Source organism: Pedobacter sp. Leaf132 (assembly GCF_920984695.1).
In the GTDB taxonomy this organism is placed as follows: Bacteria; Bacteroidota; Bacteroidia; order Sphingobacteriales; family Sphingobacteriaceae; genus Pedobacter.
On the sequence record NZ_CAKLBO010000002.1, the window covers coordinates 650,133 to 665,626 of the forward strand.

General features: G+C 34.3%; 15 protein-coding genes and 1 pseudogene. 10 read left to right on the forward strand and 6 right to left on the reverse strand.

What is annotated here, in order from left to right; all coding sequences use genetic code 11:
* Positions 1–241: 241 nt before the first annotated feature.
* Positions 242–1,630 (forward strand): arginine decarboxylase, encoded by a 1,389-nt coding sequence (locus LUA86_RS06590; RefSeq protein WP_231459821.1) that lies wholly within the window; start codon positions 242–244, stop codon positions 1,628–1,630.
* Positions 1,631–1,810: 180 nt separating this feature from the next.
* Positions 1,811–2,710: a DUF72 domain-containing protein gene (locus LUA86_RS06595; RefSeq protein ID WP_231459822.1), complete on the forward strand. Its 900-nt coding sequence runs from the start codon at positions 1,811–1,813 to the stop codon at positions 2,708–2,710.
* 80 nt (positions 2,711–2,790) lie between these two features.
* Here the strand turns inward: LUA86_RS06595 and LUA86_RS06600 are convergent, their stop codons facing one another.
* The gene (locus LUA86_RS06600) at positions 2,791–3,288 is read right to left on the reverse strand and encodes a DUF1579 domain-containing protein (protein ID WP_231459823.1); all 498 of its coding nucleotides are present in this window, start codon (positions 3,286–3,288) and stop codon (positions 2,791–2,793) included.
* 82 nt (positions 3,289–3,370) lie between these two features.
* Between LUA86_RS06600 and LUA86_RS06605 the strand changes: the two genes are divergently transcribed.
* The 5 genes and pseudogenes from LUA86_RS06605 (at position 3,371) to LUA86_RS06625 (ending at position 10,068) form a co-directional block, all read left to right on the forward strand.
* Positions 3,371–4,084 (forward strand): 3'-5' exonuclease, encoded by a 714-nt coding sequence (locus LUA86_RS06605; protein WP_231459824.1) that lies wholly within the window; start codon positions 3,371–3,373, stop codon positions 4,082–4,084.
* Positions 4,084–5,787: an ABC transporter ATP-binding protein gene (locus LUA86_RS06610; protein WP_231459825.1), complete on the forward strand. Its 1,704-nt coding sequence runs from the start codon at positions 4,084–4,086 to the stop codon at positions 5,785–5,787. Before LUA86_RS06605 ends, LUA86_RS06610 begins: the two co-directional genes overlap by 1 nt.
* A pseudogene (locus LUA86_RS06615) lies at positions 5,768–6,826 on the forward strand (exo-alpha-sialidase). Before LUA86_RS06610 ends, LUA86_RS06615 begins: the two are co-directional and overlap by 20 nt.
* Before the next feature lie 93 nt (positions 6,827–6,919).
* The gene (rnr, locus tag LUA86_RS06620; protein ID WP_231459826.1) at positions 6,920–9,052 is read left to right on the forward strand and encodes a ribonuclease R; all 2,133 of its coding nucleotides are present in this window, start codon (positions 6,920–6,922) and stop codon (positions 9,050–9,052) included.
* Between the two features lie 41 nt (positions 9,053–9,093).
* On the forward strand, positions 9,094–10,068 hold the full coding sequence (locus tag LUA86_RS06625) for a polyprenyl synthetase family protein (RefSeq protein ID WP_231459827.1): 975 nt from the start codon (positions 9,094–9,096) through the stop codon (positions 10,066–10,068).
* Between the two features lie 120 nt (positions 10,069–10,188).
* On the opposite strand, the gene rpmA is transcribed toward LUA86_RS06625, so the two are convergent.
* From rpmA to LUA86_RS06645, 4 genes are all read right to left on the reverse strand, one after another.
* On the reverse strand, positions 10,189–10,599 hold the full coding sequence (rpmA, locus tag LUA86_RS06630) for a 50S ribosomal protein L27 (protein ID WP_231459828.1): 411 nt from the start codon (positions 10,597–10,599) through the stop codon (positions 10,189–10,191).
* Positions 10,600–10,652: 53 nt separating this feature from the next.
* On the reverse strand, positions 10,653–10,964 hold the full coding sequence (gene rplU, locus LUA86_RS06635) for a 50S ribosomal protein L21 (RefSeq protein ID WP_010601215.1): 312 nt from the start codon (positions 10,962–10,964) through the stop codon (positions 10,653–10,655).
* A gap of 388 nt (positions 10,965–11,352) precedes the next feature.
* Entirely contained in the window at positions 11,353–11,802 is a 450-nt protein-coding gene (locus LUA86_RS06640; protein ID WP_231459829.1) for a hypothetical protein, read from the reverse strand.
* A 111-nt stretch (positions 11,803–11,913) separates the two neighbouring features.
* On the reverse strand, positions 11,914–13,290 hold the full coding sequence (locus LUA86_RS06645; protein ID WP_231459830.1) for a dicarboxylate/amino acid:cation symporter: 1,377 nt from the start codon (positions 13,288–13,290) through the stop codon (positions 11,914–11,916).
* 162 nt (positions 13,291–13,452) lie between these two features.
* On the opposite strand from LUA86_RS06645, the gene LUA86_RS06650 reads away from it, so the two are divergent.
* The 3 genes from LUA86_RS06650 to LUA86_RS06660 are packed head-to-tail and all read left to right on the forward strand — an operon-like array spanning position 13,453 to position 15,133.
* A complete protein-coding gene (locus LUA86_RS06650) occupies positions 13,453–13,950 on the forward strand; it encodes an RNA polymerase sigma factor (RefSeq protein ID WP_056872501.1) in 498 nt (165 codons plus the stop codon).
* Complete coding sequence (locus tag LUA86_RS06655; RefSeq protein ID WP_231459831.1) at positions 13,937–14,530, forward strand: hypothetical protein; 594 nt, start codon at positions 13,937–13,939, stop codon at positions 14,528–14,530. Before LUA86_RS06650 ends, LUA86_RS06655 begins: the two co-directional genes overlap by 14 nt.
* 36 nt (positions 14,531–14,566) lie before the next feature.
* On the forward strand, positions 14,567–15,133 hold the full coding sequence (locus LUA86_RS06660; protein WP_231459832.1) for a DUF922 domain-containing protein: 567 nt from the start codon (positions 14,567–14,569) through the stop codon (positions 15,131–15,133).
* On the opposite strand, the gene LUA86_RS06665 is transcribed toward LUA86_RS06660, so the two are convergent.
* On the reverse strand, positions 15,122–15,493 hold the full coding sequence (locus tag LUA86_RS06665) for a diacylglycerol kinase family protein (RefSeq protein ID WP_231459833.1): 372 nt from the start codon (positions 15,491–15,493) through the stop codon (positions 15,122–15,124). The genes LUA86_RS06660 and LUA86_RS06665 overlap by 12 nt on opposite strands.
* Position 15,494: the final 1 nt, after the last annotated feature.

Below are 15,494 nucleotides of genomic sequence, written 5' to 3' on the forward strand. Positions count from 1 at the left end.
CTTGAAGATATAAAATGATAAGGCAGATTTAAAAAACTACTCTGAAAAGCCTGCTTTTTTTCGCAGAAAGAATACTGCATGTTATGAGATGACTTAAACACGAATTTAATTAAAAAATTTACAAATGAGGTGATGAAGGCTATTGCCAAAAACTATTGCGTTTCTATACAGTAAAAATATTTTCAATAAGGATTAATTCTCGATTTAAAATTACATTTTTGCAAAAATTATTTAATTATAAATGCAGAGTTACTCAGAATTTCTTGATCTAAGTGTTGGCTTTCCGCAAGAAGGCTTTGATGTTATAGATGATGAATTATATTTTCAGGATTTAAACCTGATGGAAATGATTGAAACTTACGGTACTCCCCTACGTTTCACATACTTACCTTTGGTGAGCAAGAAAATTCAGCAAGCGAAAATTCTTTTCCAGACTGCTATTTTAAAGAACAATTACCGTGGCGATTACAAATATTGTTATTGCACAAAAAGTTCGCATTTTCGCCACATTGTAGAGGAAGCCTTAAAAAACAATATTCACTTAGAAACTTCTTCGGCTTTTGATATGCCAATGGTTGATGCTTTGGAGAAAAAAGGGCATTTAACTAAAGATACAACCATTATTTGCAATGGTTTTAAAACCTACCAATACAAGCAATATATTATTGATATGTTGCACGATGGTTATAAAAACATTATTCCTGTATTAGATAACAAAGAGGAATTTAACCTTTTTGATGATGAGGTTGATATTGATACACCTTGTAATTTAGGTATTCGTATTGCGGCTGAGGAACAGCCAGATTCGCAATTCTATACTTCGCGTTTGGGCGTACGTATGGAAGATATTATTGAATTTTACAATAATAAAATCGTTCATAACCCTAATTTCCGCGTTAAGTTATTACACTTTTTCATTAACTCGGGAATTACTGATTCGCCTTATTACTGGAATGAGTTAGAAAAATACGTAACGCTTTATTGCAAATTCAAAAAAATTAATCCGGATTTAGATACTTTGGATATTGGTGGCGGTATGCCATTTAAAGATTCGTTAGTTTTCGATTTCGATTACGAATACATGGTAAACGAAATTGTAAAAAGGATAAAAGAGATTTGTGCAATCCATGATGTGATGGAACCTGATATTATTACCGAATTTGGTAAATATACGGTTGCTGAAGCTTCTGGTATTTTATATAAAGTTTTAGGTAGAAAGCAGCAAAACGACCGTGAGCGTTGGTTAATGTTAGATGGTTCTTTTATTACTAACTTACCTGATGTTTGGGCTTTAAACCAAAAATATATCCTTTTACCTATTAACAATTGGGATGCTGAATACGAGCGGGTAAACTTGGGTGGTATAACATGCGATGGGCAGGATTATTACAACCAGGAAGCACACATGAATAGTGTCTTTATGCCTAAAACACGTAAAGTTCAGTATTTGGGTTTCTTCCACACAGGTGCTTACCAGGAAGTTTTAAGCGGTTACGGAGGCATTCATCATTGTTTATTGCCAAGTCCAAAACACGTATTAATTCGCAGAAACCGAGATGAAAGTTTTAATTTTGAGGTTTTTGGTGAGGAACAAAATAGTAAGCAGGTTTTGAAGATTTTAGGTTATTAAATTTAACCGCATAGAACTCAAAGATTTCGCAATGAGCGCTAAGTATTTACTTAGCGCTTTTTTTATGCTATGCGTCATTGCGAGGCACGAAGCAATCCAGTTCTTAGAGATTGCTTCGTGCCTCGCAATGACGTGAAACTTACTTTTCTTTACTAACTTAGCAAATAAATAAAGATTAACATGCAATTCGGTAAAGTAGACGACCCATCAATTATAGATTTCAAACTTCCTGAGGATGCTCCTGAAACAGAAGCTATCCTAAAAGCAAATAAATCAAAACAAAACTTTCAGGCCTTTATTGGTTGCGCTAAGTGGAATAAAGCAGATTTAAAAGGCTTTTATCCAAAGGGAACAAAAGATGAATTAACCTATTACTCTACTCAATTTAATTCGATTGAATTAAATGCAACCTTTTATGGAATGCCTATTAGTGAGCAGGTAATTACCTGGACTCAAAAAACACCAGAAAACTTTAAATTCTTCCCTAAATTAACAAACACAATTAGCCACTTTAAAAGGTTAATTAACGTTAAAGAACCGGTAGAACAATATTGTGATGCCATCAGCAACTTTGAAGAAAAGTTAGGAATGGCTTTCCTGCAATTGCATGATAATTTCAAACCTAAAGATTTTGACCGTTTGAAAACTGTAATTGAAGAATTTCCAAAGGTTATCCCATTAGGTGTAGAAGTTAGAAATGGAGAATGGTTTTCAAATCCCAAAATTGCTAAAGAATTTGAAAAATTATTCGAAGATAATGGCATTACCAATATCATTGTAGATACGGCCGGACGCAGAGATATGTTACACATGCGTTTAACAACACCTACCGCTTTTGTTCGTTACGTAGGCGCTAACCACGAGAGTGATTACGCAAGGCTGGATGAGTGGGTTGAACGTATCATTAAATGGAAAGAGCAAGGCTTACAAAACCTATACTTTTTTGTACACCAGAATGTAGAGTTGGCTTCACCATTACTATCAGCTTATTTTATAGAAAAACTGAACAAAGCTATTGGAACTGATTTAAAAGTCCCGGTAATGGGAAATGGTACCACACCAAATCCAACTCTTTTTTAAACCAGCTGTCTTAATGAGCTTGCCGAAGATTTAGTTAGAATATTTCGACAAGCTCAAATACGACAAACGATTGAAGGAGTTTAAATTCTCTTTAATATCTTTTCTGTTGCTTTTGCTTCTTCACCCTCTGGTGAAATATTATAAGCAGAGAGTATAATTTCATCTTTGCTTATTACCTCTAACGCAGTTCTCCAGCCCCAAAGCTTTTCACCATATTCCGGGTTGCCATAGGTTCCTAAAACAGAAAAACCCTTTTCAGTTGCATTTCCGCTTGAAAGCATTATTTGTGTGCCCATGTGGAAACTATCTATCCAGCTTGCTGTAAATTTTTGATAAGGTATATCAAAACCGATTATCATTTTGCCCGTAAGTGGTTTCCCGTCAAGGCTTCCATCATAATCATAAGAAATAAATCTGTTTTCTAACAAAGCGGTAATTTTTCCAGTAGTGGTTGATTCGTCTGCAAGCACATCTTTCTCAAACCAGGTTTTCGTTTGTCCTTGCCATTCGCCAATTAAGTTTTTTAAAATCCTATGCGAACCTTCTTCAAGTGATATTTCAAATTTACTTTTTGCCATAACCAAACTTAAAAAATTATTGTATCAATTTATCGAACTCAATAATTGTTTTTTGATAATTATTATTTCGCTATCTTGTTGTATGTTAAAGACATTGGACCTTAATCAAATTATGGTTATCGATATCGAAACCGTTCCTCAGTATGCACATTACAGCGATGTTCCACAGCACTTACAAGATCTTTGGGAACAAAAAACACATTACCAACGCTCGGCAGAGCAAAGCCCTGAAGATTTTTACGAGAAAGCAGGAATTATGGCCGAGTTTGGCAAAATTGTATGCGTTAGTTTAGGCATATTTTATACTCAAGATAAAAAGCAGCACTTACGGATTAAATCATTTTATGGACATGATGAATTAGATCTTTTAAAAGATTTTAATATGCTTTTAGAAAAGCAACCTGCCTCGCTCATGTTCTGTGCTCATAATGGTAAAGAATTCGATTTTCCATACTTATGCAGAAGGTTTTTAATTAACGGTCTCGACATTCCAAAACAATTAGAGTTATCGGGTAAGAAACCTTGGGAAGTGAATCACATTGACACGATGGAATTGTGGAAATTTGGCGACTACAAGCATTACACTTCTTTAAATTTGCTGGCGGCAATTTTAAATGTACCAACACCAAAGGATGATATTGATGGCAGCATGGTTAGACAAGTTTATTATGAAGAGCAAAACCTACCGAGAATTGTAACTTATTGCCAAAAAGATGTGATTACAACTGCACAGGTTCTATTAAAATTAAAAGGTGTTGAGGAAATTTCGGCAGAAAACATTACCATTGTAACCTGATGCTAAACGTAAGTAATTTAAAAATTGATTTTTATAACAGAGACGAAAAATCGTGGTTTAATGCAGTTAGAACTATAAGTTTTAAGGTTAAAGAAGGAACGGTTTTAGGTATTGTTGGTGAATCTGGTTCGGGCAAATCTGTAACCTCTTTTTCGATTATGCGTTTGCACGATGAACGCTCTACAAAAATATCAGGGGAAATTGACTTTGAAGCCACCAGCCTATTAAATTTAAGTTCAAATGAAATCCGTCAAATCAGAGGCAATCAGATTTCGATGATATTTCAAGAACCTATGACTTCCCTGAATCCGGTTTTTACTTGTGGAGAACAGGTTGCAGAAGCCATCATTCTTCATCAAAAAACAAATAAGAAAACCGCAAGAGAAAGAACGATTGCTCTTTTTAATGAGGTTCAATTGCCTCGTCCGGAAAAAATATTTGACAGCTATCCACATCAAATTTCTGGCGGACAGAAACAACGCGTAATGATTGCTATGGCTTTAAGTTGCAATCCAAAACTTTTAATTGCTGATGAACCAACTACTGCTTTAGACGTTACGGTTCAAAAAACAATCCTGCAGCTGTTATTAAAATTAAAAGAAGAAAGGAATATGGCAATGATATTTATTTCGCACGATTTAGGTGTGATAAATGAAATTGCTGATGAGGTTGCTGTAATGTATAAAGGTGAAATTGTAGAGCAGGGTGCTGCAAAATCTATATTCGAAAATCCCCAACATCCCTACACAAAAGGCTTACTGGCTTGTCGGCCCACGCCTGCTTTACAATTAAAAAAATTGCCTGTAGTTGCTGATTTCTTAACAGGAGAGGTTAAAGATGCTAATGCCCATTTAAATGCAGAAAATCAAATTACAGATAAAGAAATTTCGAGCCGAAGGGCGGCTCTGTATGCTCAACATCCTTTATTAAAAGTTGAAAAACTTTGCACATGGTATCCAATTAATAATGGTTTTTTCTCTAAAACCAAAGAATATGTTAAGGCTGTCGATTCAATTAGTTTTGATGTTTTTCCAGGTGAAACTTTAGGTTTGGTTGGAGAGTCTGGTTGTGGTAAAACTACATTGGGCAGAACCATTTTAAGACTAATCGAACCAACATCAGGGAATATTTATTTTGAAGGTAATGATATCACAACTATCGACAGAACATCTTTAAGAAAACTTCGTAGAAATGTTCAAATCATTTTTCAAGATCCTTATGCTTCATTAAATCCTAAACTTACTGTTGGCCAATCTATTTTAGAGCCGCTAATTGTACATAAGCTATATAATAATGACGCGGAAAGAAAGCAAAAAGTTGTTGAATTGCTGCTGAAAGTTGGATTAAAAGAAGATCATTATAACCGATATCCACACGAATTTAGTGGCGGCCAAAGGCAAAGAGTGGTTATAGCAAGAGCGTTGGCTTTACAACCTAAATTTATTATTTGCGATGAGTCTGTTTCTGCTTTAGATGTATCTGTACAGGCACAGGTTTTAAATTTATTAAAAGATTTACAAAGCGAATTTGGTTTAACCTATATTTTCATTTCTCATGATTTAGCCGTGGTAAAACATATTTCAGATCGTATTTTGGTTATGAATAAAGGCAAAATTGAAGAAGAGGGATTTTCTGAAGATATTTTCTTTGCACCTAAAGCAGATTACACTAAAAAATTAATTAATGCCATTCCTGGGAATTAAAAAACTTCGACTTATATTAATTGTTGGATTGTTTTGCATTGAATATTTTCAGGCTAATGCACAGAGAAATAGTGTTCAAATTATCTTATCAAAATACATTTTTGAAAATGCTCCTTTTGATGCTTGCCATGCATCTACCCTTGCGGAGATAGATAAAAATTCAATTATAAGTGCCTGGTTTGGTGGTAAGTATGAAGGCAGCAATGATGTTTCCATTTGGTCATCTGTTAGCAAAGATGGCAATTGGAGTGCGCCAATTGAAATTGCAAATGGTATTCAAAATGATAGCTTGCGTTTTCCATGTTGGAATCCGGTATTATTTAAAGCCAAAAATGGTATTTTGTATCTTCATTATTAAGTTGGTCCAAATCCAAGAGCATGGTGGGCAGAATTTAAAACATCAAAAGATAATGGCAAAACATGGTCGAAAGCTAAGAAACTGCCTGAAGGTTTTTTAGGTCCGATAAAAAATAAACCCATTCAAATTGCTAATGGAGACATTCTATATCCATCGAGTACAGAAAGTCTGGATGAAAAAAAATGGCTGATTCATATCGAAAAAACAGATGCAAATGCCCGAAACTGGAGAAAAATAGATATCGATTGCGATACTTTTGGTGTGATTCAACCTTCAATATTAACCTATCCAGGCGGTAAACTCCAGCTTTTATGCAGAAGCAGGCAAAACGTTATTTTTGAAAGCTGGTCTGCAGATAACGGTGAAAGCTGGACAAAATTAAAACCAGCAAATTTACCCAATCCAAATTCTGGTAGCGATGCAGTTACTTTAACCGACGGCAGGCAGCTCTTAATTTACAATCCGCTAGAATCTGGTAAAAACTGGTGGGAAGGCCGCTCAGTTTTAAAATTAGCCATTTCTAAAGATGGAAAAAGCTGGACAAATATTTACACATTAGAAGAACATCCCAAGGGAGAATACAGTTACCCTGCAATTATTGAGGCAAAGGATGGAACTATTCATCTCAGCTATACATCTTTAAGAAAAAAAATAAAGTATGTTAAATTGAGATTGAATTAATGAATGGATATAACATCATCAATCTGACATTTTACATCTATAAACCGCCTCTTTTGCATCTTTTCTGTATCTTCGGTAAAATACAATTAGCATATGGCAAAGAAAAAATCTGCGAATATAAAATTAGTTCTGAATCAACTGGTTAGCGATGTTTTCGAAAAAAACAGCAATCAACCCCTAAATTATAAACAGGTTTCTGCCAAATTAAATTTAACCGATCAAGAATCGAGAGAAACCATTCTCGAAATTTTAAAAGAAGGCAAAAGCGCAGGCATTTATCTGGAACCTGAAAAAGAAAAATTTAAACTTAAAGACCTGCAAAGCTTTATTATTGGCACAGTTGATATGACTGCCGATGGTTCTGCCTACATTGTTCCTGAAGATGAATTTGAAAAAGACGTTTACGTTGCACCGCGTAAATTAAAAAATGCGCTGCATGGCGATAAAGTTAAAGCTTATGTTTTTGCGAAGAAGAATGGCAGAAAAAATGATGGTGAGGTTATCGAAATCATTAAAAGAGCAAAATCAGATTTTACAGGCGTAATAAAAATATCGGATAGGTTTGCATTTGTAATTGCAGATGACAAGAAAATGCTTCATGATATTTTTGTTCCGTTGAGTGATATCTTAGGTGCGAAAAATGGTCAAAGGGTTTTAGTTAGCTTAACGGATTGGCCTGAAGGTGCAAAAAATCCAATCGGTACGGTTAAGCATGTACTTGGCGACCAAGGTGAGAATAACACCGAAATGAATGCTATTCTTGCACAATATGGTTTTCCCCTATCATTTCCTCCACAGGTAGAAAAAGAAGCCAACGCTATTCCTGAAGAAATTCCTTCAGCAGAAATTGCCAAAAGAAAAGATTACAGAAACGTATTAACTTTTACAATTGACCCTGCTGACGCTAAAGATTTTGATGATGCCATTTCTTTCCAAAAATTACCAAATGGGAATTATGAAATTGGTGTGCACATAGCCGATGTTTCTTATTATGTTGAGCAAGGAAGCGAATTAGATAAGGAAGCTTATAGTAGAGCCACTTCGGTTTACTTGGTTGATAGAGTTATCCCAATGTTACCTGAACGCTTAAGCAATGGTGTTTGTTCGCTTCGCCCCAATGAAGATAAACTTTGCTTTGCAGCTATTTTTGAGTTAGATGAACAGGCAAATATTAAATCTGAATGGTATGGCAGAACCGTAATACATTCTGATAGAAGATTTAGTTACGAAGAAGCACAAGAAGTTATCGAAAATAAAGCTGGAGATTTTGCTGAAGAAATTTTAAAATTAAATGAGCTTGCATATATTTTAAGAGATAGAAAATTTAAAGATGGTGCCATCAGTTTTGAGAGTACTGAAGTTAAATTTAAACTTGATGAAAACGGCAAGCCTATCGGAGTTTATGTAAAAGAACGAAAAGATGCACATAAGCTGATTGAAGATTATATGCTTTTGGCAAACAGAAAAGTAGCAGAATTTATTGCAAAAAAAGTTAAAGGTAAAAACAAACTCACATTTGTTTATCGCGTTCACGACTCACCAAACATGGAAACTCTGAATACTTTTGCCAACTTCGCATCCCGTTTCGGTTATAAAATTAATACAAAATCTGATAAAGAAATTGCTAAATCTTTAAACCATTTAATGGCCGATGTTGAAGGTAAGAAAGAGCAGAACATATTAACTTCATTAGCCATTCGCTCAATGGCTAAAGCTATTTACACCACAAAGAAAACCAGTCATTACGGTTTGGCTTTTGAATATTATACGCATTTCACTTCCCCTATCCGTAGATATCCCGATGTTATGGTACATCGTTTATTGCAAACTTATTTAGATGAAGGAAAATCTGCAGATGTAGAATTTTATGAAGTTGCGAGTGCACATTCATCAGCTATGGAAAAAAGAGCTGCTGAGGCAGAAAGGGCATCAATAAAATATAAACAGGCTGAATATTTAGAAGAAAACATCGGCACAGCTTACAAAGGTGTTATTTCTGGTGTTACAGAATGGGGGATGTATGTAGAAATTGAAGAAAATAAATGCGAAGGTATGATTAGACTTCGCGATATATCTGATGATTTTTATGTATTAGATGAGAAAAACTATTGCATCATAGGTCAGCGCAAAAAGAAAAAGTACCAGTTAGGAGATGAAGTAATGATTAGAGTGAAGAAAGTAGATTTAGCAAAACGCCAGATTGACTTCAGTTTGATTCAGGATTAATAAAATTAAAAATTTCAGACTAATCCGTTAGTAAAAATAAAATGCACAATACAGTAGAATTACAGCAAATTTTAGAAACAGCAATACAAAACCTAAAATATCCTGAAAGCCCTAAACAACTTTACCAACCAATAACATATATAATCAATTTAGGGGGCAAAAGAATCCGCCCTTTGCTGGTTTTAATGGCAACGGAGTTATTTGGCGAAGATGCTAATAAATCTATCCACGCGGCAATGGCGGTAGAGGTTTTTCATAATTTTACACTGGTGCATGATGACATTATGGATAATGCACCCCTACGCAGAGGCCAGGCTACCGTTCACGAAAAATGGAGCACAAATGTTGCTATTTTAAGTGGCGATGTTATGATGGTTGAAGCCAATAAAAATCTTGCAAAAGTAAATCCAATTTTCCTTAAAGATGTTCTGGATACTTTTAATGCCACAGCTCAAGGTGTTTGCGAAGGGCAAACATTAGATATGGAATTTGAAAATCGTGATGATGTAACTATCGAAGAATACATCAACATGATTCGACTAAAAACCGCTGTTTTATTGGGTGGTGCACTAAAATTAGGTGCCATAATTGCAAATGCATCTAAGCAAGATGCAGACTTAATCTACAATTTTGGCGAAAATATAGGTATCGCTTTTCAACTGCAGGATGATATTTTAGATGTTTATGCTGATCCTGATAAATTCGGAAAACAAGTAGGCGGAGATATCATTGCCAACAAAAAAACTTTTTTACTTTTAAAAGCTTTGGAACTGGCAGATAATAATAACTCAAATACATTACAAGATTGGATTTCTAAAGAAAACTTTGATAGCAGAGAAAAAATTGAAGCCGTAACAAATATTTATAATTCATTAGATATACCAAATGTTGCGAAACAAGCAATGGAAGGCTATTTGAGCAAAGCACTATCATACATGGAGCAAATAAGTGTGGCAGACAAGCAAAAGGAAGCCATTATGAGCTTAACAATGAGCCTAATGGCCAGGCAATACTAAGCATTGTATTATAAAAATATCGCTAAATTAGAGTTAGCGATATTTTTTGTCTTAAAATTTATTAAAACAAAAAAAACCATTCTGGAATTCAGAATGGTTTTTTTTTATGAATAGTACTAATTATTCTGCGGTTGCAGCTTCTTCAGTAGCTTCGTCTTTTTTAACAGCTTTTTTTGCTGGTGCTTTTTTAGCCGGTGCTTCTGCAACAACTTCAACAGCAGCAGCTTCTTTCTTTGCAGCTGGTTTCTTAGCTAATGCAGCTTCAATTTCTGAATCAGTGATAGGAAGAATAGATACATAAGATTTATTATCTTGTTTCTTTCTAAAAACTACAGTACCATCTACTAAAGCAAATAATGTATGGTCTTTACCTAAACCAACATTTTTATCTGGATGGTGTTTTGTTCCGCGTTGACGTACTAAAATGTTTCCAGCGATAGCTAACTGACCACCGAAAATTTTAATACCTAAACGCTTACTATGCGATTCACGTCCGTTTTTCGAACTACCGGCTCCTTTTTTGTGTGCCATTTTCTTATATTTTGTAACCCGCCAAAAAAGCGAATTATTAGGTTAACAATTAATTATAGAGTGATGTCAGAAATCTGAATCTTGGTGAAAAACTGGCGGTGACCATTTTTCTTTTTGTAACCTTTTCTACGTTTTTTGTGGAAAACGATTACTTTATCACCTTTTAAATGAGATACGATAGTAGCTGAAACTTTAGCACCTTTAACCGCAGGAGCACCTACAGTGATTGCACCACCATTATCAACCAACAATACATTATCAAATTCAATACTAGCGCCTTCATCTCCTTGTAATCTGTGTACAAAAAGGTGCTGGTCTTTAGCAACTTTAAATTGCTGCCCTGCTATATTTACTATTGCGTACATTGTTTAAATATTAGTTTTATAATTTTTATTTAACGAGGTGCAAATATAGAATAAATTCATTTAACACACAAACAGATATAGAAAATATTTAATAAAAATCTTTTACAGATGCAGCCCTCGTTGTTTTAAGTTCAGATAATTCCTAATCATTATAATTTGAAAAGCAATTAAAGTACAATTTAGCTTACCTCTGACATGCCATCCGCTTTACTTGCCTCATAAAAAGAATTCGGCTACGTGCTCGCTCCTGTCAGGTTTAATTTACGCAGGTTAGTAGTTCTATTGTGGTTAGCACCATGCAAATTTGGTCACACAAGTAAAAAACCAAAAAGCCTAAATAAAATAACTAATTGTATTCTATTTAGGCTTTTAATTAAGATGAAAACATCTATTTACCGCTGCGTCTTTCTGCTTGATTAATGGTTTCCTCTAAAATCTTTCTCATTTGCATTGCTGCGTCTAAAAGTTTAGGATTCCCATCAAAATCACCATAAACAACTACATGTTTGCTCTTTTCTTTATACTTAAAAAACATATCATAACGTGGCACCGACATCGATTTAGTGCTCTTCTTACCAATTGTATCCGGAAAATTCCATAATCCCAATTCGTTTGCTTTACTGTGTATATATAAAATATCATCGCCCTTTAAGCCAACTTTTTTTACAATAACAGAATCGCGACTGTTTACGTAACGATAAGAACTATCGGCCGAATTGTATTCATTTTCCAGTGTATCTTTTATCCCCCATTTGTAATCCAAAGAAACAAAATCCTTTTTTCTAAACGGAGCATTCTGAATGATTGGTTTGTAATATATGTAACAATAAATTATCATTGGTACAATGATGGTTAACGCTAAGAATATCTTTTTCCCTCTACTTGACACTTTTTTTTAATTATTGAATGAATGAATTTTTTAATGATTAATTTAAGATGAAGCGCAAAATTATGCGTCTTTTAACTCTCCCTCCCACTTGCTTACCACAGCAGTGGCAATACTGTTTCCTACAACGTTCGTAGCCGAACGGCCCATATCTAATAACGGATCGATACCGATTAATAACGCTAAGCCAGCCTCAGGAATATTGAAACTTGCGATTGTACCTGCAATAACCACTAATGATGCTCTTGGAACACCCGCAATACCTTTACTGGTTAACATCAAGATTAACAACATCGAAATTTGTTGCTCAAAACCTAAGTGAATGCCATAAGCTTGTGCAATAAACAAGGAAGCAAATGTCATGTACATCATCGAACCATCAAGGTTAAAAGAATATCCAAGTGGCAAAACGAAACTTACAATTTTATCTTTACAGCCGAAACGCTCTAGAAGCATCATGGTTTTTGGATAAGCAGCTTCGCTACTTGCGGTACTAAAAGCTAAAATAGCCGGTTCTTTCATATCATTAACAAGTTTAAAAACTCGCTTTTTGAGGATAAGAAAGCCCAGAAATATTAAAATACACCATAAAATGGCCAATCCAAAGTAGAATTCACCTATAAAAATGGCGTAGGTATTTAAAACAGATAGACCTTGTTTAGCCACGATGGCTGTCATAGCGCCAAAAACCGCTAAGGGTGCAAAATTCATTACATAGCCGGTCATTTTTAAGATAACATGTGCAATTGCATCAAAAGCTTTGATTACTACCTGACCCAAATCGCCTATGGCCGCTGTAGCAACACCAAAAAATAGGGAGAAAACAACAATTTGAAGAATTTCATTTGTTGCCATTGATTCGGCTATACTTTTAGGAAAAACGTGTGCAATAAAATCTTTTACACTCATTGCCGTTTTTTGAATTCCGGTATTCACTAACTGATCTGGAAGTGTCAGTTTCATGTGTTTTCCGGGTTCGAAAATGTTAACGAGGATTAACCCCAAAACAAGCGACATAAGCGACATAGCTACAAACCAACCTAATGTTTTACCTCCGATTCGGCCTACTGCTTTTATATCACCAACTTTTGCAACGCCAACAACTAATGTAGTAAACACTAAAGGCGCAACAATCATTTTAATTAATCTTAAAAAGATGTCACTTAGCAATGTAAAGTATTCAAGTTTTTTCTCGCGAATTTCTTCGTTTTCTTTCTTGATTTTAGCATTTACCTTTCTATCGGTTTTAAGTTGTGCAAAAACTGCAGTTGTGGTATCTGTAGATTTTGCAATACTAACCTCAATGCTTTTCACTTTAGCATCAGCATTTAGGATATTTTGGTTATAAACATCTATAGAGTTTACGTTTAGAATATATCCTAAAGCAATACCTGCTATCAGCGCTACAAAAATGAAAATTGTGAGTCTGTTTTTCTTCATAAAATAATAAAGTTAGTGGCTTTGTTAATTTGGTAAAACTACGATATTTACAGCGTGTAACAAATTCTCATTTTTCAACGATATTAAAATCTGTAGTTTTTTGTACCTCGGCTGTAACAAAAATTGAAATCAGCTATCTAAAACGCAATTACAACCCATTAAATGGAACAAAAAGACAAGTTATTTAAGCAGATCTTCGATTCAAATTCCAAAAAAATATTCCATTTGTGCTATGGTTATACAGGTGATACAGATGCCGCTAATGATCTCTTACAGGAAACTTTTTTAAAGGTTTGGCAAAACTTAGATAAATTCAGAAACAAATCGCTCATCTCTACCTGGATATACAGAATTGCAGTAAATACTTGTTTAACTTATTTGCGCTCAGAAAAAAGACAGGCAAAAGACGAATTAACGGAGAATATTATTGAAAATAAAATCGAAGAATTCTCTGAAAAAAATGAGCAGGTGGCACTTTTGTACACATGTATCTCAAAACTTGAAGAAAACGATCGTTTGATTATAACTATGGTATTAGATGAATTACCATACCATGAAATAGCAGATATTTCGGGCATAAGCGAAGGAAATTTGAGAGTAAAAATTCATCGTATTAAACAAAAATTAACAGAATTATATAATCAGTATGCAAGCGTTTGATCAATTACAGGAGCTGTGGCAAAAGCATGATGTAGAACTTAAAGTTTCTGCAGATGAGATGTTACAACAGGCAAAGAAAGAGGTGAATGGATTAAAGCTAAAATCTGCTTTAAATATCTTGGGCATGCTTGCATCATTTATTGCAATTGCAGCACTCTGGATATTTTTCCATTTCGAATCGTGGACTACACATGTTGGTATCAGCATAACAATTGTTGCCATTGGCGTTTATACCCTTATACTTTACCGCGATTACAGGTTAATTTCTAAAACAGACTTTACAGTTCATCCGAACGAATATTTAAACAACTTAAAAACCTATCAACTAAACCGTTACAAACTTTACAATTCTCTTTATTGGTTTTATACGGTAGCACTTTCATTAGGTATTTTATTTTATTTTATTGAGATTTTAGCCTATTTAAGTATCATACAAAAAACGTTGGCCATTGCATTAACTGCACTCTGGATTATCTTTTGTTCAACAATTTTGAGAAAGGCCGTTATTAAACGCGAAAAGGAAAGAATATCGTTACTGATTGAAAAATTTGAAAGAATAATTATGCAAATTTCTGAATAGAAATTATTAGGCACGGTTTTTTCAAGGAATTTTATTATGAAAAGCTTTGCTCTATTTTTATTAGTTACCGTTTCAATTTTTGCACTTTCGTTTAAGCGAGACTTTACTGAGCCTATTCAATTAAATTTTGAAACTCATTTTAAAGGCAAGCCTGATGAAAATTCTCCATATTTTGCGCTTACTGCCATGACCTGGAAGTACAGTTATGAATCTACTATTTACAGAAACCGAGTAGCCATTAATTTAAAAAATGAAGTTTCTGTTGATAAAAGCCGCTCGTGGGTTAAGTGGGATAAAATAAAAAATGAAGAAATTAAAGCCAGTTTGTTACACCACGAACAAGGGCATGTTAATATACATTACATTTTATTGTTAGAATCTGATAGAGTATTAAAAAATAGAACCTATTCAGTAAAAAATTATAAAAATCAAATTTCTGATTTAGCCAATCAAATAAGTCGCTACTTTGATACCATGCAACGCAATTACGATGAAGAAACCGAACACGGGAGTAATCATAAAATGCAGGCTCGTTGGGATAAAATTATTGATGATAAAATTGCAGAATCAAAGGCTGCAATGGTAGCTGAATCAGGAAAATAATTTCGGCAAGAATATAATCGCTCCAATAATAATCGCCACTATAGCAGCTACCAAAACTGCCCCGGCAGCCAAATCTTTAACAACTTTTATTTTAGGATTTATTTCTGTAGATACAACATCTGCAAGTTTTTCTATTGCAGTATTTATAATTTCGGCAACAAATACCAATGCTATTACAATTAAAACTGCTATCCATTCTATTGCTGAAATTTTAAGCCAAACTGATAATAATATAGCAAAAATAGCCCCGATAGCGTGAATCCTGGCATTATTTTCTTTTGCAAAAAAAAGGGCTAAACCATTAAAAGCATATCCAAAACTCTTAACTCTATCTTTTATCGAAAATTTTTTATCGTTCAAA

Excerpts from the sequence above, each read along its gene's own strand:
- LUA86_RS06590 (WP_231459821.1), top strand. The coding sequence starts at position 242 with ATGCAGAGTTACTCAGAATTTCTTGATCTAAGTGTTGGCTTTCCGCAA.
- LUA86_RS06595 (WP_231459822.1), top strand. The coding sequence starts at position 1,811 with ATGCAATTCGGTAAAGTAGACGACCCATCAATTATAGATTTCAAACTT.
- LUA86_RS06600 (WP_231459823.1), bottom strand. The coding sequence starts at position 3,288 with ATGGCAAAAAGTAAATTTGAAATATCACTTGAAGAAGGTTCGCATAGG.
- LUA86_RS06605 (WP_231459824.1), top strand. The coding sequence starts at position 3,371 with ATGTTAAAGACATTGGACCTTAATCAAATTATGGTTATCGATATCGAA.
- LUA86_RS06610 (WP_231459825.1), top strand. The coding sequence starts at position 4,084 with ATGCTAAACGTAAGTAATTTAAAAATTGATTTTTATAACAGAGACGAA.
- rnr (WP_231459826.1), top strand. The coding sequence starts at position 6,920 with ATGGCAAAGAAAAAATCTGCGAATATAAAATTAGTTCTGAATCAACTG.
- LUA86_RS06625 (WP_231459827.1), top strand. The coding sequence starts at position 9,094 with ATGCACAATACAGTAGAATTACAGCAAATTTTAGAAACAGCAATACAA.
- rpmA (WP_231459828.1), bottom strand. The coding sequence starts at position 10,599 with ATGGCACACAAAAAAGGAGCCGGTAGTTCGAAAAACGGACGTGAATCG.
- rplU (WP_010601215.1), bottom strand. The coding sequence starts at position 10,964 with ATGTACGCAATAGTAAATATAGCAGGGCAGCAATTTAAAGTTGCTAAA.
- LUA86_RS06640 (WP_231459829.1), bottom strand. The coding sequence starts at position 11,802 with ATGATAATTTATTGTTACATATATTACAAACCAATCATTCAGAATGCT.
- LUA86_RS06645 (WP_231459830.1), bottom strand. The coding sequence starts at position 13,290 with ATGAAGAAAAACAGACTCACAATTTTCATTTTTGTAGCGCTGATAGCA.
- LUA86_RS06650 (WP_056872501.1), top strand. The coding sequence starts at position 13,453 with ATGGAACAAAAAGACAAGTTATTTAAGCAGATCTTCGATTCAAATTCC.
- LUA86_RS06655 (WP_231459831.1), top strand. The coding sequence starts at position 13,937 with ATGCAAGCGTTTGATCAATTACAGGAGCTGTGGCAAAAGCATGATGTA.
- LUA86_RS06660 (WP_231459832.1), top strand. The coding sequence starts at position 14,567 with ATGAAAAGCTTTGCTCTATTTTTATTAGTTACCGTTTCAATTTTTGCA.